Consider the following 23,501-nt stretch of genomic DNA (forward strand, 5'->3'; position numbering starts at 1 on the left):
GCCTGGGTAAGGCTAAAAGGCGGGGCCACTGGAAAGCGTGGCCTTACCCGCCGACCGGCTTAGGCCACCGCTCCCCCCAAACAAAACAACTCCACCGCAGTTGCGTCTTATGGTGGTTGGCCATGAGGGATTTTTCGGGAGTGAACACCACCATCATATGCGTTGTGACGTGGCGTTTCTCGACTAGAATGCGGGTGCCTGGGGACGTTGGGTTCTTGGGTTCCGGCAAGCTGGGGGGCCTGTCTTGAGCCGTCGTGTGGCGATGAAGCGCCGAGCCGATGATGAGGGTTCTGGGTATGTGAAGTTGCGCGCGGTGTTGTATGCGCGGGTGTCGATGGATCGGCGTGGTCGTTCGATCTCGGTGGAGTCGCAGTTGGCGGTGGGTCGCCGGTTCTGCGAGGAGTGGGGTATCGAGATCGCGGCGGAGTTGGTGGACAACGACATGTCCGCTTCCCGATACGCGAAAGAGCAGCGTCCGGAGTACGAGCGGGCGTTGCGCATGTTGGAGGCGGGCAAGGCCAACACGCTGTGGACCTGGGAGAACAGTAGGGCGCAGCGCGAGTTGGACATGTTCGTGCGGCTGCGCCAGTTGCTGATCCGTATCGGCGGCTATTGGGCCTATGACGAGCGCATCTACGACATGAGCAACCCGGACGACCGGATCGAGGTCGCCGAGGACGCGTTGGATTCGGAGAAGGAGTCGGAGAAGACCGCGAAACGTGTTCGGCGGGGGGTGGAGTCGCGGGCGTATGACCGGTGGTGGCATGGCCCGAAGTCGTTCGGTTACCGGAAGGTGTTCGATCCGGATACCGGTGAGGCGATCGAGATGGTGCCGCACGAGGTGACCGGTCCGGCCGCGGTGGAGATCGTGGAGCGGGTGATTGCGGGTGAGCCGTTGGCGGCGATCGCGCGGGATTTGCAAGCGCGGGAGATTCCGACTCCGCGCGGGGGAAAGTACGACGCGCGCCAGGTGCGCCGGATCTGGGACGCGGCGCGGGAGCCGGTGGCGTGGGCGTATTTGATGGACCGGTGTACCCCGGAACAGCGGGAAGCGGCGGCGTTGGTGGCCAGGCGTGAAGGCGCGCGGGCGTCGGCGTTGGCGAAGTGGCTGAACAAGGAGCACACGCCGTTGGTGTACGACACCACCTGGAACGGGATGAAGGTCCGGTCGGTGGCGATGAATCCGGTACTGGCCGGGTGGCGGGTGCTGCACCAGAAGTTGCTGGTGAAAGGCCGTTGGCAGCCGTTGATCAGCGAGGAACAGCACGCGCTGGTGGTGGCCAGGCTCGGGGACCCGATGCGGCGGACGTTGCGGGACGGGACCCGGGTGGTGCACCTGCTGTCGGGGATCGCGCGGTGCGCGGTGTGTGAGAAGGCCGCCTACGGGCACAAGCGCGAGGGCGGGGTGTACGTGTGCAACTCCGGGCACGTGTCCCGCTCGATCACCCAGACGGATGCGTTCGTCACCGAAGCGGTGTTGACCCGGTTGGAATCGTGCCCGGAGCTGTTCACCGCGCCGGTCTCCGACGACGAGGTCACCCGGGCACGGGCGGAGGCCCAGGACTTGCGGGCGCGGTTGGACGGGTTCACCGACGCCGCCGCCGAGGGCGAGCTGAGCCCGGAGCGGTTGAGCCGGATCGAACGGAAGCTGCTGCCAAAGATCGACGCTGCCGAACGACGGGTCACGGAGCTGTCCTCGGTGCCCACCGTGGCGCCGCTGGTCGGGCCGCAAGCCCGGGAGGTGTGGGCAGAGCTGGATATCGCGGCGCGGCGGGAGGTGTTGCGGGCGGTGGTGCGCCCTCGTCTGTTGCGAGCAGCCAGGCGGGGAGTGTTCGACCCGGGCAGTGTGTCCCTCACCTGGTTGTCGGCTCCGGGCTCTGCTGGTGATCCGGTGGAGGTGGCTTGACCTCGGGGCCTCTGTGGGGCGGCGGCTGCCCCGGCACCCCCAGCGGGCCGGGGCAGCCACCCTTCCCCGGTTCTGGGTAGGGCTTACTAGGCCGGGGTTTCGGGGCGGTGCAGGGAGGTCACCACGGGGCGGAACACGGCGGTGAGCAGGTCACGCTGCACCGGGGTCAGCGGTGGGGCCTGCGCGGCGCGGGCACGGGCGGTGGTCAGCGCCTCCGGAGTGAGCACCGCGGCCGGGTCCGGAGTGGGCGCGGTCACCGGCGATCGGGGTCGTGGGTGAGCGGGGTGCCGTCGTGGTCGCGGGGGTCGGCCAGCGGGGTGATCTGGCGCTCGCCGGTGACGGTGATGCCGAACGCGGCGAGCAGGGTCAGCGCGGCGGTGATGATGCCGGTGGTGGCGTTGCCCTGCTCGGCGGTGAATAGACCGGAGCCGACGAGCCCGGAGATCGCGGCGGTGAGGCCGCCGACGATGGACGCGCCGACGCGCAGCGGGTAGCGGGATGCCATGTGGGTGAGGAGTTCCTTCCGGTGGGGTGGGTGGGGTGGTAGGTGATCGAGGCGTTCGTAGAGCCGGACGAACCCGGCCGCGGTCTTGATCAGCAGCCAGCCGCCGACGATGGCCAGCAGCAGCCAGGACCCGGTGACGTCTGGTGGCGGGTCGACGGTCATGGTCAGGGGAGGGTGAGCCAGGCTCCGGCCTGGATCTTGTTGGGGTTGGCGATGCCGTTGAGGCGGGCCAGGACGGTGATGGTGGTGCCGAACCTGACCGCGATGCCGCTGAGGGTGTCGCCGCTGCGGATCTGGTAGCGGCGTGGCGCCGGGGCCGGGCCGGGTGTGCCGGGGGTGGGCAGGCGCAGGGTTGCTCTGGCCTGGATGCGGTTGGGGTCGGCGATGCCGTTGAGTGCGGCGAGCGCGGCCACGGTGGTGCCGAACCGCACGGCGATGCCGGAGAGGGTGTCGCCGGGGGCGATGACGTAGGTGCCGCCCGGCGCGGGTGGGGTGGGGCCGGGTGCGGGGGTGTCGCCGAGGGTGAGCGCGGGCAGGGACCAGGTGCCGAGGGTGATGTCGCGGTCGACGTTGCCGGGGATGCCGGGGACGTGGCCGGTCTGGGTGTGCTGGTGCAGGGCGAGGCGGGGGTGGGTCCAGCCGGTGTTGCCGGGGTCGCCGTTGTAGCGGGCCAGCCACAGGCGGACCTCGTCGTCGGCCCACTCGTCCGGGCGCAGGACGGTGCGCCACCAGTCGAGTCCGGCGTAGACCAGGACGCGGCGGATGCCCGCGGTGGCGCGCAGTCGGGTGATGAAGTCGCGGGCGAAGGCGTTGGCGGTGCCGCGCAGGTCGGCGGCCTCGATGTCGAGCATGGGCGCCAGCGACCCGGCGGCCAGCAGGCCGTGGCGGCGGAGCTGCCCGGTGAAGTTGTCCACCTGGGCCTGGACGTTGCCCGCGTGGGCGAAGTGGTAGCCGCCCACCGCGACGCCGACCGAGCGGGCACCGGCCACATGGGACGCGGCTTTCTGGTCGGTCCAGTCGGTGGCCTCGGTCAGCTTGACGTAGGTGTAGGTGATGTTGTTGCCGCGCACGGCGCGCCAGTCGGCGACGGTGTTGTAGTGCGAGAGGTCGATGCCGTAGTCGGTCACGGGTTCCTTTCCCGGTCCGGGGATGCCGGTTCCGGTGTGGTGGTGGGGGTCAGGTGGGCGCGGAGTCCGGCGATCTCGGTGAGCACGCGCAGGTGTTCGATCCGCAGCGCGGTCAACTCGGCTTTGACGGCGGCGAGTTCGGCCAGGACGTCGCGGGTGTAGGTGGCGCGCTCGTCCAACAGCGACTGATAGCCCGCGTGCAACGCGGCCAGGGACTGTTGTTCGGTGGCGGCGCGGGTGGCGCGCAGGGTGCGGCGCGCGGTCCACGCCCCGGTGGCGGCGCCGGTGAGCGGGCCGAGCAGGGCGGCGAGACCGCCGAGCCAGGCGGGGTCCACGAGGGCGTCACCCCCGGTGCGGCTGGGTCAGCGCAGGACGCGCAGGGTGAGGGTGTCGGCCAGGCCGTCGGTGGTGGTGTGGGTGCGGCGGGAGCCGATGACGGCGGCGGTGATCGGGCCGCCGAGTCCGCCGGGATCGGTGACGGTGACGACGTCGGTGAGTTGCACGCGGGGGTCACCGACCACGGGCACGTCGGCCAGGATCGCCACGGGCGCGGCCAGGTCGGCGAGTAGCGAGTCCACGACGTCGCGGGTGGGTTCGGGGCGTTGGCGGAAGGGGTTGTCGGGCAGGTCGAGGACGCGGCGGCCGTAGCGGGCGGCAGCGGCGGTGTTGCGGGCGATGCCGGTGTAGGTGGTGTCGTCGGCGGTGACGGTGCCGGTGATCTGGAGCGCGGGTCGGGTACCCGCGGCCATCCGCACGGGGAACGCGTTCGGGTTGTAGACCAACAGAGACAAGGTGAGTTCGTCCGGGTTGATGAACAGGGTGACCGTCACGTTGCTCACCCGGGCGCCGGTGGCGGCGTTGACGGAGACGAACCCGCCGAAGCGGTCCGGGGGCCAGGTGTCGGTGGTGTAGGAGCCCATGCTGATGTCCACTTGGGAGCGGTGGGCGAGTTGGATCGGGTAGGTGGTGTAGCCGGTGGGCGAGTCGAACTGGTCGACGGTGGCGGCTTGGTACACCACGTCGTGGTCTTGGGCTTCGTAGCGGGCGGTGGTGCGGTAGGTGATCTCGGTGCGGACCGAGTCCAGCGCGATCACCGGCTCCAGGTCCTTGAGGTCGACCAGGGCGGTGAGGTCTTTGACCGGTGTGTGGCGGGGGTGGGCGCGGGTGCGGAAGGCGAAGTGCCCGGACTCGTCGAAGGAGACGGTGCCGTACTCGGCGGCGGCGGCATGGCGGATGAGGTCCCAGGAGTCGCCGTCGACCACATCGGGGAGGCCGGTGATCCAGTTCAGGCCGGTGTCGAGCGTGGCGGCGGGGGTGTGCGGGGTTCCCCAGTCGGCGGGCAGGGTGTCCACCCGCTGCGCCAGGCGCAGGCACTGCACCGGCAGCGGCGTGAACGCGTGCACCCCGCCGGTGGCCGCGGTCGGCAGGTCGACGGGGCGGGCGAAGGTCGCGGTGACCGTGGCGGTCTGGACGCCGTCGAGGTGCCAGCGGTGGATCACGGTGCCGTCGGCCAGCCAGGCGATCCACAGCCCGACCGAGTGCCAGCGCGCCGCGCCGGTGATGGCCGGTCCGACGATGGTCCCCGCCAGGGTGGGCACGGTGGAATTGCGGTTGGCCCACAACCGCGCCACCAACCCGCCGGTGGCGGTGACGGCGACCTCGATGGTGTTGCCCTCCAGCTTGACCGTGCCGTCCGAGACGGCGAGCACGGTGCCGTCCGAGGAGCGGTGGAAGGTGTTGGTGGCCCCGGCGCGGATCTCGAACTCGATGAGCTGCCGGTAGGACATGTACGGCTGAACGGCAGGAGTGGCACCCACCCACGCCCACACGTCCGGGCCGCCGTTGACGGCGAGACCGTAGGGGCCGTCCACGAACTCCGGCACGGTCGTGCTGGTCTTGGTGGCGGTGATCAGCGTGGAGCGCCACCCGATGTCCGGGGCCAGGCCGCCGTGGCAGGTCATCCCCCAGATCGCCCCCGCACGCGGCGGCGGTGAGGCGTAGATGCTGTTGCGCCGCAACACGTGGTCGATCAACCACTGCGTGTTGGTGAGGTTGCGGTAGGGGTAGGCGCGGGGGTTGCGGAACTGGGGTTCCCACATCGCCCACAGCGGCAGCGTCACCGACGCCCGCAACCGCTCGGCCGGGTCCAGGCCCTCGACGGTGACGGTGCGGCGGGACGCGGACAGGCGCGCGGAGCGGGTGGCGCCGGTGAACTGGCGCACCCACCGCGGCCCCTGCCGCGTCACGAGGCCGAGGTCCAAGCGCAGGGGCGCGTCCATCATCGCGTCGACCTCCACCGCCCGATCCGGCCGGTAGGGGGAGAGCATCCGGGCGATGTCCCGCGCATCGCCGGGCCGGGTTCCGCCGAGTTCGGCGGTGAGCTTCGCGGTGGTGTAGCCCTCCACCAGCGTCACCTCCGCCGGAAGGTCCCCGGTGATCGAGCGCTCCACCGACACCGACTCCACCACCGACGACAACTCCGACAGCGGGTGGCTATAGCCGCCGTCGTGGTTCCAGTCCACGCCCAACCGCACCAACGGCACCCGCTCGGGCGCCGACACCGCGTCGGCCAGGGCCTGATCGTCCGGGGCTTGCATCGTCTAGACCTCCAGCAGGGTGAGAGTGCTTGCCCACGACCCCGGCACCGGATACGCCGCCGACAGCCCGTCGACCACGACCTGCGCCGCCCCACCCCCAGGCACCCACGGCGTGGCGGTCGGGGCGGGTTCGAGTTGCCAGGCTGTGGTGAGCACATGCGCACCGGCCGCGTTGCCTTCCACCAGCAGCGCCATCCGCGCGGCGGCGGCCGAGGACGCGAGCACCGACACCACCAACCGCTGATCGCTGTCCGGTGTGGATGGTGGAGAGTCGACGTGCCCGAGTGGGGAATCGTTGGTGTCGTAGAACTCCAGCCGCACCCGGGTCGTCACGCCCGCGCGTACCCACGCCGACGCGGTCACCGGCTCGCCCGCGGCCAACGGCACGCGGTCGGCGGCCAGCGAGCCACCGACCGCCGGTGGGGTCCAGTCCAGGCCACCGGCCAACGGCAGCGGCGTCACCGGCACCGTGGCCGTCCACACCAGCGTCCCGGCGGTAGGGGTGAACCCGGTGGTGGTGCGCTGCGCCGATCCGGTCGCGGCCACCTGCGGCGACAACCGGTTCCGGCGCTCGCCGTCGATAAGCCACAGCGGCCCGTCCACCAGGCCCAAGTGCAGGGCGTCGAGGTAGGCGTGGGTGTCGGGGTCGAGGTAGGGCCAGGTCAACGACCATGCGCGCGGGACCGCGATCCGGTCCACGGTGACCCGCCCACCCAACGACCGGTGCGTCCCACCGATCCGGGTCGCGCTCGCGTCCGGGCCGGTGCCCAGCGAGGGGGACGGCAGGGTGCGCAGGGCGCCGAGTGGTCCGAGGTGGAAGCCCATGGGGCATCACCACTCTCGGGTTCAGCGTCGGGCGTTGCGCAGGTTGGTGTCGTTGACCAGCCGGGCGACCCCGGCTCCGTCCACTTGCAGGCGGGCGCCGTCGAGTGCGGCCAGGACCCCGGCGGTAACGGCCGCCGACATGTCCCAGCTCCCTTGCCCGAGCAGCGCTCCACCCGCACCACCACGGGCCGGTGTCGTGTTCGCGCGGCGGGTACCGGGTGTGGGGATGGTCGGGTCGGTGGGCAAGGTGTCGGTGAGATCGGACAGGTAGTCGCGCACCTGCGGCGTCCCGTCCTCCAGGCCGCGCAGGAACCCGCCCATGATCAACCGGCCGGTCGGTTGCAACAGGACGCGGTCGCGTGCGGGTGGTCCCTTCCAGTCCGGGAGCAGGTCGGTCACCCACGACAGCTTGTCCTTGAGCCACTGCACGGCCGACTCGATCCCGCGGATCAGGCCGCGGATGAGGTTCTTACCGGCCTCGACCAGCAGGTTTCCGAGATCGCCGAGCGCGTCGAGCGCGCGGCCGGGCAGATCGCGCACCAGGCCGACGACCGCGCCGATCCCGTTCGACACGGCGCCGGAGATCATGTCCCAGACGCCGCCGAGCATGTTCCGCAGCCCTGACCAGGCACGATCCCAGTTCCCGGTGATCAACCCGAGGGCGAAGTCGATCACGCCCTGCACGTAGCGCAGCGCTCCGGCGATGATCGACGACACGGCGGCGAACACGCGTTCGACGACCGCGAGCAGGGCCTGCACGGCCGGGACGACCCAGCGGACCAGTTGCTCGACCAGCGGTACCGCTGCGGCCGTGACCTGCGCGAACACGGTCGCGGCCTGTGTGAGCACGGGCGCCAGGGCGACCGCGAGCGCGATCAGCGACGGAAGCAGGGCCGTGGCCAGCGACAGCAACGGCGGCAGCAGCGGCAGGGCCGCGTCGACGATGGCGAAGAACCCCTGCGCCAACGCCGGGAGCTGCGGAGCCAGAGCGGACACCGCTGTCACCAACACCCCACCCAACAACTGTCCTATCTGGACAAGGGTGGGTGTCGCGGCCGTGAGCCCCTGGGAGACGACGGAGGCGAGCTGCGAGACCAGTTGCGTGATCGCGGGCAGGGCGGGCGCAACCGCGCGCAGCCCGGCCAACAGGACCTGGCCGAACAGTAGCGCGAGCTGCGCGAGCACCGGCAGCACGGCCTGCGCGGCTTGCAGGAACGCGCCACCGAACGACGCGGCCACCGGGGCGAGCTGGGTGAGCAGTTGCGCCAGGATCGGCGCCAGCAAACGCAACCCGCCCGCCGCGAGTTGGGCGAACTGCACCAGCAGCGGAGCCGCCGCCTGCGCGAGCGCGACAGCGGCCGGGGTGACCTCGCGGATCGCGTCACCCACCGCACCACCCAACATTGAGGCCACTGTGGACAGTGCTGGGGTGAGGGCGGCGAACAACGGCGCCAGGGCTTGACCGGCGGGGACGAGCAGTTGCGCGAACGCCATCGCCACCGCGCCCGCCAACGGCGCCAACGCCGCTGCGGCGGCGGCCAACGGACCGATCGCACCGGCGGCGGTGGCCAGCGCCTGGCCGAGCTGCGGCCCCAGCGCGGCGACGGCGGGCGCCACGGAGGTGGCCAGTGCGGCGCCCAGCTCCCGCACGATCGGCGTCAACCCCGCTGCGACGGCGGAGATCCCGCCGAACACCTGGGCCAGCGCCGTCTGCCCCTGCCCGGAACGCAGGAACAACAACACCGACGCGGTGAGGTTGTTGACCGTGGACAGGAACGACGCGCCGGAAGTGTTCGCGGCGCGGAACACCGTGGCCGCGATCCCACCCAGGTTGCCCACCAGCGCGCCCAGCTCGCGCAACGCGGCCAGGCCCTCACGCATCCAGTCCTGAAGCTGCCCCGACGCCCGCGCCTGGGCGACGAACGCGGCGAAGCGCTGCGTGGCGGCGGTCAGCCCGCCCGCGAGCTGTGGCAGGAACCCCGACCCCACGGCCGCGACGTCGCGCAGGACTTGCAGCAACGGCTGCACCGCCCCCGACAACCGGGACGCGGCACCGGCGGAGTTGCCGAAGATCGTGGACAGGTCCGCGCCGGTGCGGGCCTCTCCCAGGAACCGGCCGACACCGAGCGCCCCGGCGTTGAGCGCGGCGGCGACACCGAGCGTGCCGGTGCGCAGGATCGGCAGATACCGCTCCCCCAGGCTCGTCACCTGACCGGCCAGCCCCGCGAACAGCCGTTCCTGGACACCGAGTTGGAGCGCGGTGAACCCCGGAGCCAGCGCGCGGATCGCCTCCGCGGTCGCCCGCATCGGCGGCGGCATCCCCGCCACCGCCTGCGCGAACGCGGCCGGATCGGTCGCGGTCAACGCCTCCGACAGGCCCTCGGTCCCCAGCCGCAGCGTCTGCACCACCGCCACCGCCGCCAGCCCCGCGGCGGGGACCAGCAGCAGCGACCCGGACGCGGTCGCGGCGGCCGACCCGAGCCCACCCAACGTGCCGACGGCGCTGCCCACGGCCGCGGTGAGCGCGGCATAGCGCAAGGTCGCCGCACCGGTGACCACGATCGCGCGGGTGGTGGACGCGGTGGCCTGCTCCAACCCGCGCGAGAGCGCCAGCGAGCCTCGCACCGCCGACCCCAGCGAGCGATCCACCTGCACCCGCACAGACACCGACCGGCCCGACAACCGCCGCACCAACGCCTGAAACCGGGTCTCGGCCTCCGCCGCGTCCAACTCCGCCAACAGACGAATCGCGGTCTGATCACCCTCCCGAGCCGCGACCCGGAGCTGCTCGCGCAACAGCGCGGTCTGCACCTGCGCGGTCAGCGAGATCGCGGGAGCGCCCGACTCGGCGGTGCGGATCTGATCCCGCAGGTGACGACCCAGACCCTGGAGGCTGGGCATGATCTTGAGATAGGCGTGACCGACCGTCGCCACCGGGCATCACGCCCTCGACGCCGGTCCGTGCTGTTACCCAGGGATCGCGGCCATGGTCGACCGAGAGTCACTGGGATGGCGGAAATCCACCGTCTCGGTGGGCGCGGACGCAACAGATCATGTCGCCATGGCGACCAGGTCAGCGATGAACAACACACCAATGCGGACTGCGGGCAGCCTCGCCGGCCTGCTGCTCCTCACCGCCGGACTGACCGCCATGACCGGGTGGGTCAACTGGGCAGCGGTGGGCCGCGCCCTCCAGCCCTACGCGTTCGGCATCGGCCTAATCGCCGTCGGTGGGGTCGTGGTGGCGGCCGGGTGGCTGCATCGCCCACCGGCCAAGCGCATCCCGATGCCCGCCCTGACCTGGTGGGCGGTTCTACTCGCGGTCATCGTGGTCGTCGTGGTCACCTACGCGGCCACCGTCTGGCTACTACACGAAGCCGCCAACGCCACCGACCCGGGCGCCGCCCGCGTCAACGCCGTCAAAACCGGCCTCGGCATCGCCGCAGGTACCGGCGGCGTCTTCGCCCTCATCCTCGCCCTCCGCCGACAATGGCACCAAGAACTCACCGCCATCGACACCACCACCGACGCCACCGAACGCCGCATCACCGAGCTGTACACCAAAGCCAGCGAACAACTCGGCTCCGACAAAGCCCCCGTCCGTCTCGCCGGCCTCTACGCCCTCGAACGCCTCGCCCAGAACAACGAAACCCAACGGCAAACCATCGTCAACCTCATCTGCGCCTACCTGCGTATGCCCTACACCCCACCCCCACGCACCACCACCCCACGCACATCCGGCATCCACCGCCCCCTCCGCCGCATCACCACCACCCCGAAACCCACACCCGCCGAGACGAAACTCGACGCCCGCCAAGAACGCGAAGTCCGCCTCACCGCCCAACGCATCCTCACCCACCACCTCAACCCCGCCAACCCCGACACCTACTGGCCCGACATTGACCTCGACCTCACCAACGCCACCCTCATCGACTTCAGCCTCGCCCAATGCCACCTCAACCACGCCGCCTTCGCCCACACCACCTTCCACGACACCGCCAACTTCCACCAAGCCACCTTCACCGGGACCGCCTGGTTCCGGCGGGCGAGTTTCAGTGGGACCGTGTTGTTCGGTGGGACGAGTTTCGGCGGAGACGCCTGGTTCGAAGAGGCAAGTTTCAGCGGGCTCGCCGGGTTCGATGAGGCGAGTTTCAGCGGGCCCGTCCGGTTCGGTGGGGCGAGTTTCAGCGGGCCCGTCCGGTTCGGTGGGGCACGCTTCGGCAGGGACGCCTGGTTCGATGAGGCGAGCTTCGACGACCGCGCCTGGTTCGGTGGAGCGAGTTTCGGCGGAGACGCCTGGTTCGAAGAGGCGAGTTTCGGCGGGCCCGTCAGGTTCGATAAGGCGAACTTCTGCCGGAACGCCGGGTTCGATGAGGCGAGCTTCGGCCGGAATGTCCGGTTCGATGGGGTGAGCTTCGGCGGGGACGCCGGGTTCGATGAGGCGAGCTTCGGCCGGAACGCCGGGTTCGATGGGGTGAGCTTTGGTGGGGATGCCGCGTTCGGTGGGGCGAACTTCGGTAGGGACGTCAGGTTCCATCAGGCGAGCTTCAGCGGGCGCGCCGGGTTCGAACACGCGAGCTTCAGCGGGCACTTACACCTCGATAGGAGTCAGGTGCTGGGTCGTGTGTCGTTCGTCGGGGCACGATTTGAACTGGAGCCCCCGGAATGGGTCGGCGAGATGGGGGATGGGTCAGGTCTGCATCATGTTGGCGATGTCCCGTAATGACACTGTCTTCGGCATATCGGATGGTTCGGTGATGTCGAGTGGGCCGGTCATGTGTTCGGTGGGGATGGTGTGGCCGAGGGCGACGGCGAGCGTCACCCAGAGAACCGTGACGCGGCGTTCGATCACAGCGAGCAGCAACTCTGTCCTGCTGTAGCCGCCGTCGTGGTGGTGGGCTCGCCAGACGGCGGCGTCGGCGGGCAGGTGGGTGACCAGGGCGCAGAGGCGTCGGTAGGTGAGTGTGCCGCGGTAGAGGTCGAGTAGGTCCACGCCGGTGTGGAGTAGGTCGGTTTCGAGGGCGGTGGCGGTGGTGTCGTCGCCGAGGAGTTGGGCGACGGTTAGTGGTTTCCCCGCCCCAGCTCCCGCATGACCTTGGTGGAGAAGTCTTCGGCGTCGGCGGCCGTGGCGGCGAGGGAACGCCAGGTGCGGTACTGGGCGTCGCCGAGAATGATCCGCAGCGCGGCAAGGTGGCGACCTTCCTCTTCGGCTTCCAACGCTTCCAGCGGAAACTGCTCCGCGCTGGGCAGTACAAAACGTTTGCCCCGCCACATGACCGCCAACTCGCTGCCGGTGGGTGCCGGATTGCCGGTGGCTTCGGCGCGTTGCCTGCTGCTCATGCGTGCTCCAGGTCGTCGGCGACGGTCAGGGTGGCGGGGGTGGTGTCGATGACGGCGGGGTCGTCGGTGAGCCAGACGGCGAGGATGGTGGAGCCGCCGGTGGGGGCGAGGGCGGCGAAGGTGATTCCCCAGCGTGCTTCCTGGGATCGGCTCCATTGGGCTTCGTCGGTCTCGGAGACTTCGGCGCGGGGGATGTAGAGGCGGTGGTGGTAGGTCTCGGTGTCGCTGATCTGGTCGGTCCAGTCCACGCACAGCGCCCGGATGTCGCCTTTGGGGACGCTGGAGATGGCGGCGCGGTACTTCTTCGATCCGGCAGTGGTCTCGGTGAAGGTGAGGCCGCCGAAGTAGGCGCCGAGCACGACGGCCTTGGTCTCCTGGAAGACCGACTTCACTGTGAGTTCTTGGGACTTGTAGATGTAGCGGGCGGGGGTGAGCTGCTGCCAGTGCTCGGTGCCTTCCTTCTCCACCTTCCGCGACAGCGTCACGCCATCCGGTGTGGACAGTCCCAGTCCTCGCCACGCGGTCGTGAGCGGGGTGGTGGCGTCGGTGGGTTCGGGGACGCCGGGTTGGGCGAGGGACAGTTCCCCGGTGCCTGGGACGCGCACGAGCGCGGAGTTGATGGCCAAGAGCGGGACCTCCGTGGGTCAGGGCGTGGTGGGGGTTCGCGCGAGTGCGGCGAGTGCGGCGGTGGCCAGCGGCGCGCCGGTGTAGGGGTCGGTTCCGGCGAGTGGGGCGGTGACCGGTTCGGTGTGCAGCAGGGGCGCGGGAGCGGGGCGCACGCAGAGCAGGCCGAGGGCGACGGCCGCGGTGGCTTTGGCGGCGTGCGGGGTGTGGTGCCAGCAGGTCAGCCGGATCACCGAGCGCTGCACGGCGGGCCAGTCCCAGGTGTGGCCGTCCTCGGCGACCAGCACCCACGGCACGGTGGGCGGCCCGCCGTCAGGACCGTCACCCACGGTGGTGGACACCGGGATCGGGGTGCCGTCCGGTCCGGCGTGGGCGAGCAGGGTACGCAGCAGGCGGACCACCAGCTCGACCACGTCGACCGGCGCCGGTGGGTGGGGCGTGGTCACGGGTGGAGTCCTTCCACGTCGAGGCCCGCAGCGGTGGCGGCGCGTTTGAGGAGTCCGTGGTGGGCTTCCATGCCGATCCCGGCCGGGTGCCGCACCGCGACGGTCGTGGCGGTGCGGTCGCGGGCGGGATCGTCGAACACCTCGACCGGCAACGCCGCTCCGCTGGTAACGATGTGGCCCTGGGCGCGGGCGGCGTCGGCGACCTGGGTAGCGGCAGCGTGGACGGCGGCGGCCAGCTCGGGGCTGCGCAGGATCTCGGCGACTCCGTCCCGGTCTAGCTCGAACCCGAAGAACGCGGGCATCAGCCCTCCACGTGCCGCAGCACCAGCTCGTAGTGCACGTGTCCGAACCGCGGTGCCCAGCGGGCGGTGCGGCCGTCGACCTCGCACACCCGCCCGTCCCACACGACCCGCTCCCGGGCGGTGATCTCCTCGCGGGTGAACACCCGCCACCGCGTCACGACCGGCGCGCGCTCCTGCACGACGGCCGGTTCAGTGGAGGTGAGGGGTTGGACGTTGGCCGCGACGGTCCGGCGCGGGGCGGTGGGCCCATAGTCCAGTACAGGGGTGGGGTTGTCGTACTCGTCGCGCATCTCGACGGGAGTGATGACGACCAGGCGGTGCGGCAGCAACACCAGCACCACCACCCGCGCGACGGTCGAGGGTCAGGTGGTCCAGATGGAGAACACCCCGCCACGGTTGGGCGCGGCGGGGCGCAGCGCGTCGATCTCGTCGTCGGTCAGGTACAGCCCGCCGCCCTCACGAGCCGGGACGCGGGTGTGTCCGCCCACGGTCTCCGACTTCGTGCCATCGGCCGGGGTGCCCAACGCGCGCAGCACGGCGGTGCAGATGACACCGACCGCGGTGTCCGGCGGCGGGTTCGGGAACGGCATCACTCGCGAGCGCGCCAGCGCGGAGGCGTCGGCGATGAGGACTGCGGCGCGCGCCTGCTGCTCCGGGGTCATGTCCTGGTCGGTGCGGGCTTGTACGTCGGAGACAGTGGCGAGAGGAACATCAAGCATGCGTCACACCGCCGCAGACGTATGCCGGTCGACTCGTTGACGGACCGGTTGAGGCAGAATGACGTGGTGACGTCGCGTTACGATGATGCGGACTACCAGCTTCGATGGCCACGGACGTTGTTTGTTGCCGAGGCCGCCAAGCTGCTCAATCAGCGTGAGCGAGCCAACTGGGAGGAAGAGTGTGAACTCCTCTTGGAGGATGCGTTCGTCGGAGGGGTTAGCGGTGGCCCCCTGGCCGAGTACGACCAGATCCTGTCAGCCGCCGCCGTCCGCGACGATCCGTGGAGCACTGAGACAATCCGTTTTGGCCTCACCTCTCGGCAGCAATTTCTGCATACCCTGATGAAGAGCGCCGACCGTCTGCGGGAAGATTCAGCGCATCGCAAACCCTACTGGTCTCAGCGCAAAAAGGCCGCTCAAGAGATCCATGTACGTCACCAGACAATAGTTGGTCAGTTCGTGTCGCTGGTACGTGATTTCGACGAACGAGGGTACTTTGAGAAGTGGTTCGATAAGGACTGCGTTGACAACCCCAGTACCGTCGACATTTCTGGGCTGATTGAACACGAAATTGGCGTCCCGGACCTATGGCCGCTTCAACCATCTAGGCTCACTGATCAAGATACATTCTGCGACGTCATTGAGATTCTACACGACTTCGTTGCCCGTCCCGTTAGCCGCACAATGCACTCGTATGGCGGTTGCGGTTGGCATCACAATAGCTTCTCCGTTGAGGCTGGACGTACAGTTTACCGATGGCGAGTGAATCAGATTCTAGGGCGCAGCAGCATGCAGGTCCGACTCTCCGATGCGGGAGAAGATGCTGGTCGCCTCATTACCGTCACCGACCCCGAGCGTGAAGCTCTACTACATTCAATCCTTCAACGCGAGCAAGAGGACACCACGGATCAACTTCGCCACGCTATTGCACTTTTCCGCGCTCGGGACGCTGATAGGCATCAGAAGCGATCGGCAGTCGTCGCTCTTGCCCACATTCTCGAAGAACGTCGCGACCTGATCAAGGACAGAATGCTCAGCAAGGACGAGGACGTACTATTTCAGATCGCCAACCGCTTCAACATTCGTCACCAGAGCGCCGCGCAACAAGGCGACTATGACGTCGCCTTTCTCGACTGGATATTTTGGTGGTACCTAGCCACCATCGAGCTGACTGACACGCTTGGCAGTCGACACCTTGCAGAACCAACGGACAATGCGAAGACCGCAGACGGAAGCTAGGCTCTTGTAAACTTGGCGTCGACGTCGAGACTCGCTCTACTTCGGTGGCATCAAGTCCTTCGGCGGTCGCCCACCGGAGGCGCGCACGCCGAGATCGGCGGGCAAAGCGCGCATGGTGTCTATGACGGCCTTGTCAGTGACCTCAGCTTCCCCGCCGCGGAAGGTCACGCCCAGGTCGGCGATGATCAACTCAGGGTAATAGCTACTGGTGAACTTCACGCGCCCATCTCCTTACGTGGTGGTGAGGTTGGTGATCTTGCCGTGGGCGATCTCCGGGCCGTATTCCAAGCCGATCTCGCCGTAGATCTGGGCGCGGTCGGTCGCGCCGGTGCGCGCCAGTGGCTCGGAGAACAGGAAGCCCTTGCCGGGGGTCTCCAGCAGGACGGGTGCGCACTGGTCGAGGGAGACGACCTGGATGGTGTCGGCGGGCATGAACCGGGAGAGCATCACGTTGAGCTGCCCGAAGTCGGTTTCGATCGTGGACACCGAGACACCGGCGACGGTGCGCGACTGCTCTCGGTAGTTCTTCTTCGTGATGAACTCGTTGGTGAGCTGGCGCTTCTGGAACGCCGCACACATCAGCGTGGCGGTCTCGGAGACCTGGATGCCGCCGTTCTCCCACACCTTCTGTAACAGGTCGAGTACCAGCTTCTCGGTCAACGCCGTGGGGGTGGCGTTGGTGACGACGTTGGTGACGGTGGCGTTGAGAATGCCCTTGGTCTTGCGCGCGGTGCTGATGGTGCTGGGTTCCTGAAACACACCGGTCAGGAACGACAGCTCCACGTCGCGTCCGATTTGGACCAGTGCTTGCCTTGTCTGCCAGTCCATCTCGTTCGCGACCGCGTTGGTGCCGCCGATCGCGGCGGCGTTGGGATGCGCCGATCCGGTCGAGGCGAACATGTTCTGCGCGGCTTGGCGGGTGTAGGTGACACCCACCGTCTCCTGGTGGATCTCCAACACGTTGCGGTCCTGCCCGCGAACCCGGGTCTCCGCGGCCGGGGCGTCGGCGCCTTCGACGCGTTGTCGGTTGGCGTCCGGCGGGCGCAGGTCGTAGACCGACCAGGTGTGCACGACGCCGTTGGCGCGCTTGCCGCCGGTCAGCCCGCCGATGGCGGACAGGAACGGGGTGTCGGTCGGGGTCAGGGCGAACAACTCGCCCACGAAGTTCGGGGCGTTGTAGGTGTTGGCAATCGCGGCCACACCAGGCATAGGTCGACAGTCCTTTCAGAATAAGGGAAGCAGAGGTGAGGACCCGAGGTCACTGGGGGCGGTTCATCGCTGCGAGGCGCTGGTTCTTCAGCGTGATCGCCGTGGCCCAGTCACCGGCCTTCTCCGCAGCCGTGATGCGCTCCTCCAGCCCTGTCGGGCCGGTCTGCCGCGCACCTTGCGACGGGTCCGGGGCCGGCCGACGCGGCCCGTCCTGGCGGGCCAGGTGCGGGCGACGCTCCAACTCGGCCGCGACGTCGGCGGCGATGGCGGCGGTGTCGATCTGCCCGTCCTCCCCGAGGTAACGGGCGTGGTCATCGAGAAACCGCGGCGCGTCCGACGGGTCGGCCCAGCCGGACGCGGCGGCGCGGATCTCCGCCTGCACCGCGCGGCGACGCAACGCGGTCACCTGCTCCTCGGCCGCGCTCGCGCGGGCGGTGACGCGGTCGAGGTCGGACTGCTGCGCGGCCTGCGCGTCATCCCACTGCTTGGCCTTGGCCCGCGCGTCGCGGGCGGACCGCTCGGCGGCGGTGAGCTTGGACTGGGCCTGCTCGTAGAGCGCCTGGTAGTCCGGTGGCGTGGCGCCCGTGGGGTCAGTCTGCGCCGGCGGATCGGCTGGCGACGGGGCTGGCGCGGTGTCCGTAGGGGCGGCGTTGTGGGAATCGGTCATAGCAGGATGTCCAATCGCGGGAACGTGGGAGACTGTGTAGGTGCGTCATCCATCGACTCGTGCGCGAGGTGCCGCCGTGCTGCTCGCGACCTCGGCGGGCGCGCAGGTCATGGCCGGAACCAACGGCTCGGTCAGCCCATGGGTTGCCGGCTGGTTGGCGGGCGCGGTGATCACCGCGCTGGCGGCGGGATTGCTCGGAGCACCGTCCGGTTCTCGACAAGTCGGCTTCCCGACCGGCCTTCAAAAAAATCTCGCAAGCATTGGATTGTAGAATCATTGAACAATGTTAGGATTGTCCTATATATTCGTATTTGGTGAGCGCGGTGATTAGTTCGGTGCGGTCGTGGCTGCTGCGGACGAGCTGCGCGGCGGTGGGGCGGGCGATGCCGCTGGAGCGGTACCGGGACCCGGGCCGGGTCATGGTGTCGCCGAGCTGGCGGCCGACGCCGCGCACAGAAGTGGCCTCGCGGGTAAACTCCCTGCCCCCGGCCACATAGACCGCGCCCTTGCGGCGGGCGTTGACCACCCGGGCCATGTCCGCCCCCGCGCGGATCGCGGCGGCGCCGGCCTTGCCGAACGCCTTGTCCTGCTCCGCGATGCTCATCCGGTCGAACAACGCGGTCGGGGAGTTGCCGCGCTCGTCGTTCCCCCACTGCTCGCGGGTGACCGGCCGCATCCCGCAGTCACACCGCGGATGCCGCAGAAACCCGTCCGAGTAGCGGTAGAGACGACCGGCGAGGATCACGCATCGCCCACACGCCGGGAGCCGCACCACCCGCTCATACCCGACCACGCGGGGTTCGGTGATCATCGCGGCCTGGATCGCGGCCCTGCTGGTGTCGCCGACCTCGGTGGACACGTAGGTCAGCAGCCGCGACAACGCGAGGGTGCGCGCGTCGGAGGCGGGCATGTCCATCGCCAGCGCGCGCCGCAGCCACGCCAGCACCTGGTCGAACAGCACCCGCAACGGCAGCCCGTTCGCGGCGTGCCCGGCGAACGCACCGGCCACCAGCCGCCCCACCGGCGCAGACACCGCACCAGCCGCCGCCAGCGCGGCGGCCACGAACGGCGCGGCCAAGGCGGCCGTGTCGATCTGGGCTTCCTCGGTGGCGATCACCACCCGGGGCCGCACCTCCCGCTCCCACGACCCATCCAGGTCGTTCAACGCCAGGCTCGACCAGGCGCGTTGGGCGGTCTCGACCGCGCCGCGTACCACGAGCTGCGTGCGCGCGTAGACCCGCGCTTCCGGGTCGGTCAGGGGCGTCGTCATCGGCGACCCCCAGCGGGTGCGAGGAACGCGGGAGGGGCGGGCCGCTCGCCGCGCGGCTGCGGGATGGGCGGGACGGCGTCGCCCTGGCCGTCGTCGGTCGGGATCGGGTCGGGGCGGGGGCCGTACTCGGCGGCCAGGTCCCCGCCCGCCACCCGGGCGTAGGCAGCTTGGTCCTCGGCCTCCATGTCCCGGATCTGCGCATCGCTGTAGCCCAGGGCACGGCGGGATGCGCGGCGGGGCAGGAGCTTGTCCGCTCCGTAGAGCTTGGTCACCGCGTCGGCCTGCGCCGCGAACGTCGGCGTCGCCGCGTCGACCCACATCGTCTCCATGCGCAGCGCCTCCGGCGGGATACGACCGTCGCGCACCAACAGGATCAGGCGCATGACCTGCTCCCACCCGTCGCCGAAACTGCGCTGGCGGCGCTCGGCGCGCTTGATGTGCCGCCCCTCGCTGGAGCGGATGCCCTCCGCCGACGCCGGGTTCTCCGTGGCATAGCCCAGGAAGTGTGGCGGCAGACCGGAGATGGACGCGGTCAACCGCGCGAGCGCGTTGAGGGTGTTGTGGAAGTTGGACAGGTCCGCCTCGGGGAACTGCCCGACCGCCACCCCGTCCTCACGCGGGTTCTTCGGCGTGGCCCACAGGACACCGGCCACCGCCTGCCACGGCGTGAGCGGAGTCCCTTGTGCGTCAACGAAATCGGCCTGCTCGAACCCGAGCGCGTACCGGCGCGGCATCGCGTGGAACTCGGCACTGACCAGCATGTCGGTGGCGATCTTGCAAGCCGCGTCCGACAACGGGATCACCGACGCCAACTCCGAACGCCCCAGCGACACCGGTTTCGTTCTCCGGCGGCGGGTGCGAGGTCGGTTGATCAACGGCACCACCGGCACCACACCGAGCCCATGCCGGTCGCGGTCGGTCTCCGTCCACGCCGAACCCCCGTCGTGCGAGGTGTACCAGATCGTCTCCTCCGGCAGATACAACGTCGCGTGCGTCGCCGTTAGACTGGACGCCCCTGGGACGGACTCGTCGTCGTACCAGCGCTTGAGCGCCGCACGAACCGTCCGCGTCCGCGGGTCCAGCTCCGCGTGCACCTCCAACGGCGACTCCACCGTCACCAACGGCGTCTCCGCGTCCTGCTCGTTGGTACCCACGATCGCGAACGCACGACCCATCACCAACGCATCCACGTGCGCCTGCTGGCTGGCCAGGTCCAGTCGGTTCGCCTTCCAGATCCGCCACAAGTCACGATCTGCGGCGTCCCGACCGCCGAGCCGAAACCCGGTCACGTCCAAGCGCTCATCGAGGCTGTCCACGACCAGCTCTGGCCAGTTGACCACGACCTGCCGCACGCGCCCGTCCAAGCGACGCAGTAGCTCAGGGTGCATGTAGGACAGCGGCTGCTCACCCTCGTAGTAGGCGTCCAGCAACTCCAACTCCGAGAGCTGGGCGTTGTGTTGGGACGAGAGCCGTTGCAACCAAACGGATTCCTGCTGTGCCAGCACGCTGTTGGTCACGCACATCACCGGCTTCCGTAGTACCTTGCCGTGGATGCAGCCTTCAGCCGTGCCCGTGTGGGTCACATTGGTCCTTGCGGCCGTTGCACTGATTGGACCGCTTGGCGGAGCCTGGATCGGTGCGTCACTCACGGCCAGACGCGATGATCGCCGCTGGGACCGTGAACGAAGCCACGAGCACAATCGATGGAAACGCGAAGACCACACCACCTGGCGTGATCAGAGGTTCGACACCTACGGGGAAGCGCTGGCAGCCGTCCACACCTGGTACCTGCAATTGTCGGCAGCCCATGCAGTGATCGAGGCTGGTGCCACCGACGAGCAAGGACAACTACCGGACGGCATGGTCGAGGGCATTGCCACGTCGGCCATGCGCGCTGTCCGCATCTTCCAGTCGTTGGAGCTACTGGGCAGTCCGGGCGTGGTCGGCAAGGCCCGTCACCTGAGGGATGTGACCGCTGGCATCCAGCGGCGCATCATCGAGGGGAGACAGCCAGCCACCCCAGTAGACGAGATAACCACCTGCCGCCAAGCATTGATCGCCGCGATGCGGATCGACCTAGCGGTGAATCATTCACTCATCCCATCACCACCATCCGTCCTGACTTCTTGATGTTCTGCCCACGCAATCGCCACCCGCTCACGGCCATCGCTGCGGTGGGGACGGCGTCGATCCTCCTGCCTGTCTTGCCGCGTTCGGGCTTGTCGGGGCGGATGAGGTCGGGTTCGCCGGGTGGGTGCCGGACTTCGACGTTGTCGAAGCAGAAGGCGGCGATGGGATTGCCGTGGTGTGACCAGTTGCGGGACTTGGTGAGGGCCATGAGTTCGGTCATGCCGTGGGTCATGCCCTTGTAAGTCTGGGCGACCGGGTACATCGGCACCCCGGCCCGCTTCTCCAGCCGCTGGCGGACGGGTTCACCGGACCACTCGTCGTAGGAGATGTCCGCGACTCGGAGCAGGCCGGTGTCGGTGACCACGTCGTTCTCGATCACGTCGTAGTCGATGACCTCCCCGTCCGTGACGGTCAGCCAGCCTTGGTCGACCCAGCGGCTGGCGCGGCCGTCCAGGCGCTCATCGAGGAAGGCGACCGCAGACTCGGGTAGCCAGAACCGCCACAGCGCGGAGACGTGGCCGTCGATGCCCTCGGGGACAATCAGGCACCAGGCGGTGAGGTCAAGTTTGGACGCGAGGTCGAGTCCGCCCCAGGCGGGTTTCCCGGCTAGGCGTTCGCGGAGTAGTGCGGGGTGGTCGAGAGTGGTTCCGGCGCAGGCTAGGTAGAGGTGCATGGGCATCCAGCGGGTGGACTGCGCGACCCACTGGTTGAGCCGGAACTGCCGGAAAGTGTTCTCTTTCGCGGGGTTGTTGCGGGCTTCGAGGGCTTCTTCGCGCAGGGCGGTGAGGGAGAGGAAGTCGCCGAGGGCGGGGTTGGCGTGGTACCAGTTGGTCTCGTCCCATGGGTCCGCGTCGGCGGGCAGGTTGCGCAGGTAGACGAAGCGGTGTGGTGCGCGGGTCGGGTCGTCGGCGATCTTGACGCACTCGTCGTGTTCGGCTTTGGCGAAGCTGGACGGGTCGTTGCCCGCGGTGGTCGCGGCGATCAGCAGGGGTTCGAGGCGGGTGCCCATGCCGGTGCGCATGGCGTGCCAGAGGTCGCCGGAGGGCTGGGTCAGGACCTCGTCGAAGACCACGCAGGACGGATTGCTGCCGAGGTTGCCGAGTGCGTCGGCGGGGACGACGGCATAGACGCTGCTGGTCTTCTCGTCCACGATCCGCGCGGCGCTGTCGAGGACCTTCAATCGGCGTGACAGGACCGGGGAGAGGGCGACCATGCGCGAGGCGACGTTGAAGACGAGCTTGGCTTGGTCGGTGTCGCGGGCGCAGCCGTAGATCTCTGCGGACTCGACTCCGTCCCCGCACAGCATGTACAGCGCGACGAACGCCAACAGTTCGGACTTGCCGTTCTTGCGGGCGATCTCGATCCAGGCGATGCGGAACCGGCGCACGTAGCAGGCGGCTTCGTCGTCCCAGCGGACCTCTCCGAACAGCGGACGGACGATGTCCTCCCGCTGCCACTCGGCGAGGATGAAGGGCTTGCGCGCCCACCGGTCTTTGGTGTGGACACAGATTTCCTCGGCGAACGCCTGAGCGTGATCCGCGCGAGGCTTGCACAGGTGGGTGCCGCGTTTGCGGCAGGTGCGGCCGTCGAAGGTCCGCCCGCACACCGGCAGCCGCGCCCCGGGCGGTCTGGTGGTTGTGCGGGGCGTCGCGGTGCGGGCGCGTGGGCGGGTCTTCGAGCCGCGGGCGGTCTTGCTAGGAGAGGAGCCGGTCTGGTCCGTGGCCGTGGTGGTCATGGCCCACCTCGACCTTGATCGCCTGCCGATCCGAGGGCGTCAGCCCGAACCGTGCCGCGAACTGCAAGAAGGTGCGTTCGGCGTCGGCCTGGACTTGGAGGGCGGGGTTTTTCATCAGCCCCGCGCCGCCTTGCACCAGCAAAGCGGACCCATTGACCAACTGGGTTGCTGCCCGGTACCGGGCCAGGGCCTCACACAGCACCAGGAAGGCGTCGGCGTCCCACACGGTGAGGACGTGGCGGGCGATCAGGCCAGGGGCCAAGCGCTCCCAGATCGTGCGCGCGGCGTCGGATGCCCAGTCCGGGCAGGTGATCTCCTGCTCCGGCGGGGCGGGTTCGTTGGTGTTGATGCGGTCGGGACGGTCGCCGTGCAGGATGCGCAGCGCGGTCGGCTTGGCTGCGGGTCCGCGTTTACCCACGTGACCTCCTGGCTTCACCAACAGTTGATCATGCGATCGGGCATCATGGCGAAATGACGGACGGCGCGGAGCAACACGCACAGGCCATGAGACTGGAAAAGATCAAGATTTGGTTGGCCGCCGGGCAGACACTGACTGGGGTCGTCGGTGTGGTGCTTACGGTGATTACTTTCTGGCACACCATGCGTGCGGAGACCGGTCACGAAGCCATCTCCGTGGAGGTGCAGGTGGCCATCGCGTGCCCAGGATCAACGGTTGGCTCGTATGGCCCGGACCACGCCGTTGCATCCCCGCCTACTGATCACGTTGGTACGTCTCTGCCTACTGATCACGTCGGGGGAGTTGCCTAGCAGGCACCGGAGGGCGCTCGTTTGTGAGTGCTCCGGCCACCGGCGTGGCAGCCGCCATGGAGGCCGCTGCCACGCCAGAGTTCAGGTTCCGG

At 69.1% G+C, this 23,501-nt stretch carries 26 protein-coding genes; 5 read left to right on the forward strand and 21 right to left on the reverse strand.

Annotated elements, in window-relative coordinates; all coding sequences use genetic code 11:
• Positions 1–262: 262 nt before the first annotated feature.
• Complete coding sequence (locus H504_RS0122815) at positions 263–1,906, forward strand: recombinase family protein (RefSeq protein WP_084468054.1); 1,644 nt, start codon at positions 263–265, stop codon at positions 1,904–1,906.
• A gap of 86 nt (positions 1,907–1,992) precedes the next feature.
• On the opposite strand, the gene H504_RS41525 is transcribed toward H504_RS0122815, so the two are convergent.
• From H504_RS41525 to H504_RS38945, 7 genes are read right to left on the reverse strand one after another with little or no spacing between them, the layout of a single operon-like run.
• Positions 1,993–2,163 carry a hypothetical protein gene (locus H504_RS41525; RefSeq protein ID WP_157440578.1) on the reverse strand — a complete coding sequence of 57 codons (171 nt, stop codon included), beginning with the start codon at positions 2,161–2,163 and terminating at the stop codon, positions 1,993–1,995.
• Positions 2,160–2,573: a hypothetical protein gene (locus tag H504_RS43280; protein WP_245614415.1), complete on the reverse strand. Its 414-nt coding sequence runs from the start codon at positions 2,571–2,573 to the stop codon at positions 2,160–2,162. The genes H504_RS41525 and H504_RS43280 overlap by 4 nt, the downstream gene beginning before the upstream one ends.
• 2 nt (positions 2,574–2,575) lie before the next feature.
• On the reverse strand, positions 2,576–3,538 hold the full coding sequence (locus H504_RS42650; RefSeq protein ID WP_051386161.1) for a GH25 family lysozyme: 963 nt from the start codon (positions 3,536–3,538) through the stop codon (positions 2,576–2,578).
• Entirely contained in the window at positions 3,535–3,873 is a 339-nt protein-coding gene (locus H504_RS41535) for a hypothetical protein (protein WP_026424668.1), read from the reverse strand. The genes H504_RS42650 and H504_RS41535 overlap by 4 nt, the downstream gene beginning before the upstream one ends.
• A gap of 27 nt (positions 3,874–3,900) precedes the next feature.
• The gene (locus tag H504_RS0122840; RefSeq protein ID WP_026424669.1) at positions 3,901–6,135 is read right to left on the reverse strand and encodes a hypothetical protein; all 2,235 of its coding nucleotides are present in this window, start codon (positions 6,133–6,135) and stop codon (positions 3,901–3,903) included.
• Between the two features lie 3 nt (positions 6,136–6,138).
• On the reverse strand, positions 6,139–6,960 hold the full coding sequence (locus tag H504_RS0122845; RefSeq protein ID WP_026424670.1) for a hypothetical protein: 822 nt from the start codon (positions 6,958–6,960) through the stop codon (positions 6,139–6,141).
• 21 nt (positions 6,961–6,981) lie between these two features.
• Positions 6,982–9,861, reverse strand: a complete 2,880-nt coding sequence (locus H504_RS38945) for a phage tail protein (protein ID WP_157440579.1) — start codon at positions 9,859–9,861, stop codon at positions 6,982–6,984.
• Positions 9,862–10,021: 160 nt separating this feature from the next.
• Here H504_RS38945 and H504_RS38950 point away from each other — a divergent pair, with 160 nt between their 5' ends.
• A complete protein-coding gene (locus H504_RS38950) occupies positions 10,022–11,683 on the forward strand; it encodes a pentapeptide repeat-containing protein (RefSeq protein WP_169735443.1) in 1,662 nt (553 codons plus the stop codon).
• Here H504_RS38950 and H504_RS38955 read toward each other — a convergent pair.
• From H504_RS38955 to H504_RS0122890, 7 genes are all read right to left on the reverse strand, one after another.
• The gene (locus H504_RS38955; protein WP_051386164.1) at positions 11,651–11,953 is read right to left on the reverse strand and encodes a hypothetical protein; all 303 of its coding nucleotides are present in this window, start codon (positions 11,951–11,953) and stop codon (positions 11,651–11,653) included. The genes H504_RS38950 and H504_RS38955 overlap by 33 nt on opposite strands.
• Before the next feature lie 68 nt (positions 11,954–12,021).
• Positions 12,022–12,300 carry a hypothetical protein gene (locus H504_RS0122865; RefSeq protein WP_026424671.1) on the reverse strand — a complete coding sequence of 93 codons (279 nt, stop codon included), beginning with the start codon at positions 12,298–12,300 and terminating at the stop codon, positions 12,022–12,024.
• A complete protein-coding gene (locus tag H504_RS0122870) occupies positions 12,297–12,926 on the reverse strand; it encodes a phage tail tube protein (protein WP_026424672.1) in 630 nt (209 codons plus the stop codon). Before H504_RS0122870 ends, H504_RS0122865 begins: the two co-directional genes overlap by 4 nt.
• Before the next feature lie 18 nt (positions 12,927–12,944).
• Positions 12,945–13,370 (reverse strand): hypothetical protein, encoded by a 426-nt coding sequence (locus H504_RS0122875; protein WP_026424673.1) that lies wholly within the window; start codon positions 13,368–13,370, stop codon positions 12,945–12,947.
• Entirely contained in the window at positions 13,367–13,672 is a 306-nt protein-coding gene (locus H504_RS36530; protein ID WP_035305518.1) for a hypothetical protein, read from the reverse strand. The genes H504_RS0122875 and H504_RS36530 overlap by 4 nt, the downstream gene beginning before the upstream one ends.
• Positions 13,672–14,016 (reverse strand): phage head completion protein, encoded by a 345-nt coding sequence (locus tag H504_RS0122885; RefSeq protein WP_026424674.1) that lies wholly within the window; start codon positions 14,014–14,016, stop codon positions 13,672–13,674. The genes H504_RS36530 and H504_RS0122885 overlap by 1 nt, the downstream gene beginning before the upstream one ends.
• Positions 14,017–14,034: 18 nt before the next feature.
• A complete protein-coding gene (locus tag H504_RS0122890; RefSeq protein WP_026424675.1) occupies positions 14,035–14,391 on the reverse strand; it encodes a hypothetical protein in 357 nt (118 codons plus the stop codon).
• Between the two features lie 66 nt (positions 14,392–14,457).
• Here H504_RS0122890 and H504_RS40395 point away from each other — a divergent pair, with 66 nt between their 5' ends.
• Positions 14,458–15,630 carry a hypothetical protein gene (locus H504_RS40395; protein ID WP_084468072.1) on the forward strand — a complete coding sequence of 391 codons (1,173 nt, stop codon included), beginning with the start codon at positions 14,458–14,460 and terminating at the stop codon, positions 15,628–15,630.
• Between the two features lie 36 nt (positions 15,631–15,666).
• Here the strand turns inward: H504_RS40395 and H504_RS0122895 are convergent, their stop codons facing one another.
• The 3 genes from H504_RS0122895 to H504_RS38960 are packed head-to-tail and all read right to left on the reverse strand — an operon-like array spanning position 15,667 to position 17,506.
• Complete coding sequence (locus H504_RS0122895) at positions 15,667–15,849, reverse strand: hypothetical protein (RefSeq protein WP_026424676.1); 183 nt, start codon at positions 15,847–15,849, stop codon at positions 15,667–15,669.
• A gap of 12 nt (positions 15,850–15,861) precedes the next feature.
• Positions 15,862–16,839, reverse strand: coding sequence for an SU10 major capsid protein (locus tag H504_RS0122900; RefSeq protein ID WP_026424677.1), 978 nt, complete (start codon positions 16,837–16,839; stop codon positions 15,862–15,864).
• Positions 16,840–16,888: 49 nt separating this feature from the next.
• On the reverse strand, positions 16,889–17,506 hold the full coding sequence (locus H504_RS38960; RefSeq protein WP_051386165.1) for an efflux RND transporter periplasmic adaptor subunit: 618 nt from the start codon (positions 17,504–17,506) through the stop codon (positions 16,889–16,891).
• A gap of 76 nt (positions 17,507–17,582) precedes the next feature.
• On the opposite strand from H504_RS38960, the gene H504_RS41540 reads away from it, so the two are divergent.
• A complete protein-coding gene (locus H504_RS41540) occupies positions 17,583–17,777 on the forward strand; it encodes a hypothetical protein (protein WP_157440580.1) in 195 nt (64 codons plus the stop codon).
• 15 nt (positions 17,778–17,792) lie between these two features.
• Here H504_RS41540 and H504_RS38965 read toward each other — a convergent pair whose 3' ends face one another.
• Both H504_RS38965 and H504_RS36545 read right to left on the reverse strand, forming a co-directional pair.
• Positions 17,793–18,776: a VG15 protein gene (locus H504_RS38965; RefSeq protein WP_051386166.1), complete on the reverse strand. Its 984-nt coding sequence runs from the start codon at positions 18,774–18,776 to the stop codon at positions 17,793–17,795.
• On the reverse strand, positions 18,773–20,293 hold the full coding sequence (locus H504_RS36545) for a phage portal protein (protein ID WP_245614417.1): 1,521 nt from the start codon (positions 20,291–20,293) through the stop codon (positions 18,773–18,775). Before H504_RS36545 ends, H504_RS38965 begins: the two co-directional genes overlap by 4 nt.
• Positions 20,294–20,327: 34 nt before the next feature.
• Here H504_RS36545 and H504_RS41545 point away from each other — a divergent pair, with 34 nt between their 5' ends.
• A complete protein-coding gene (locus H504_RS41545) occupies positions 20,328–20,906 on the forward strand; it encodes a hypothetical protein (RefSeq protein ID WP_157440581.1) in 579 nt (192 codons plus the stop codon).
• Here the strand turns inward: H504_RS41545 and H504_RS0122920 are convergent.
• On the reverse strand, positions 20,872–22,641 hold the full coding sequence (locus tag H504_RS0122920) for a terminase large subunit (RefSeq protein WP_169735444.1): 1,770 nt from the start codon (positions 22,639–22,641) through the stop codon (positions 20,872–20,874). The genes H504_RS41545 and H504_RS0122920 overlap by 35 nt on opposite strands.
• Entirely contained in the window at positions 22,601–23,059 is a 459-nt protein-coding gene (locus H504_RS0122925; RefSeq protein ID WP_026424679.1) for a phage terminase small subunit P27 family, read from the reverse strand. Before H504_RS0122925 ends, H504_RS0122920 begins: the two co-directional genes overlap by 41 nt.
• Positions 23,060–23,501 lie beyond the last annotated feature (442 nt).

The sequence above is a fragment of the Actinokineospora inagensis DSM 44258 genome (assembly GCF_000482865.1).
Lineage (GTDB): Bacteria > Actinomycetota > Actinomycetes > Mycobacteriales > Pseudonocardiaceae > Actinokineospora > Actinokineospora inagensis.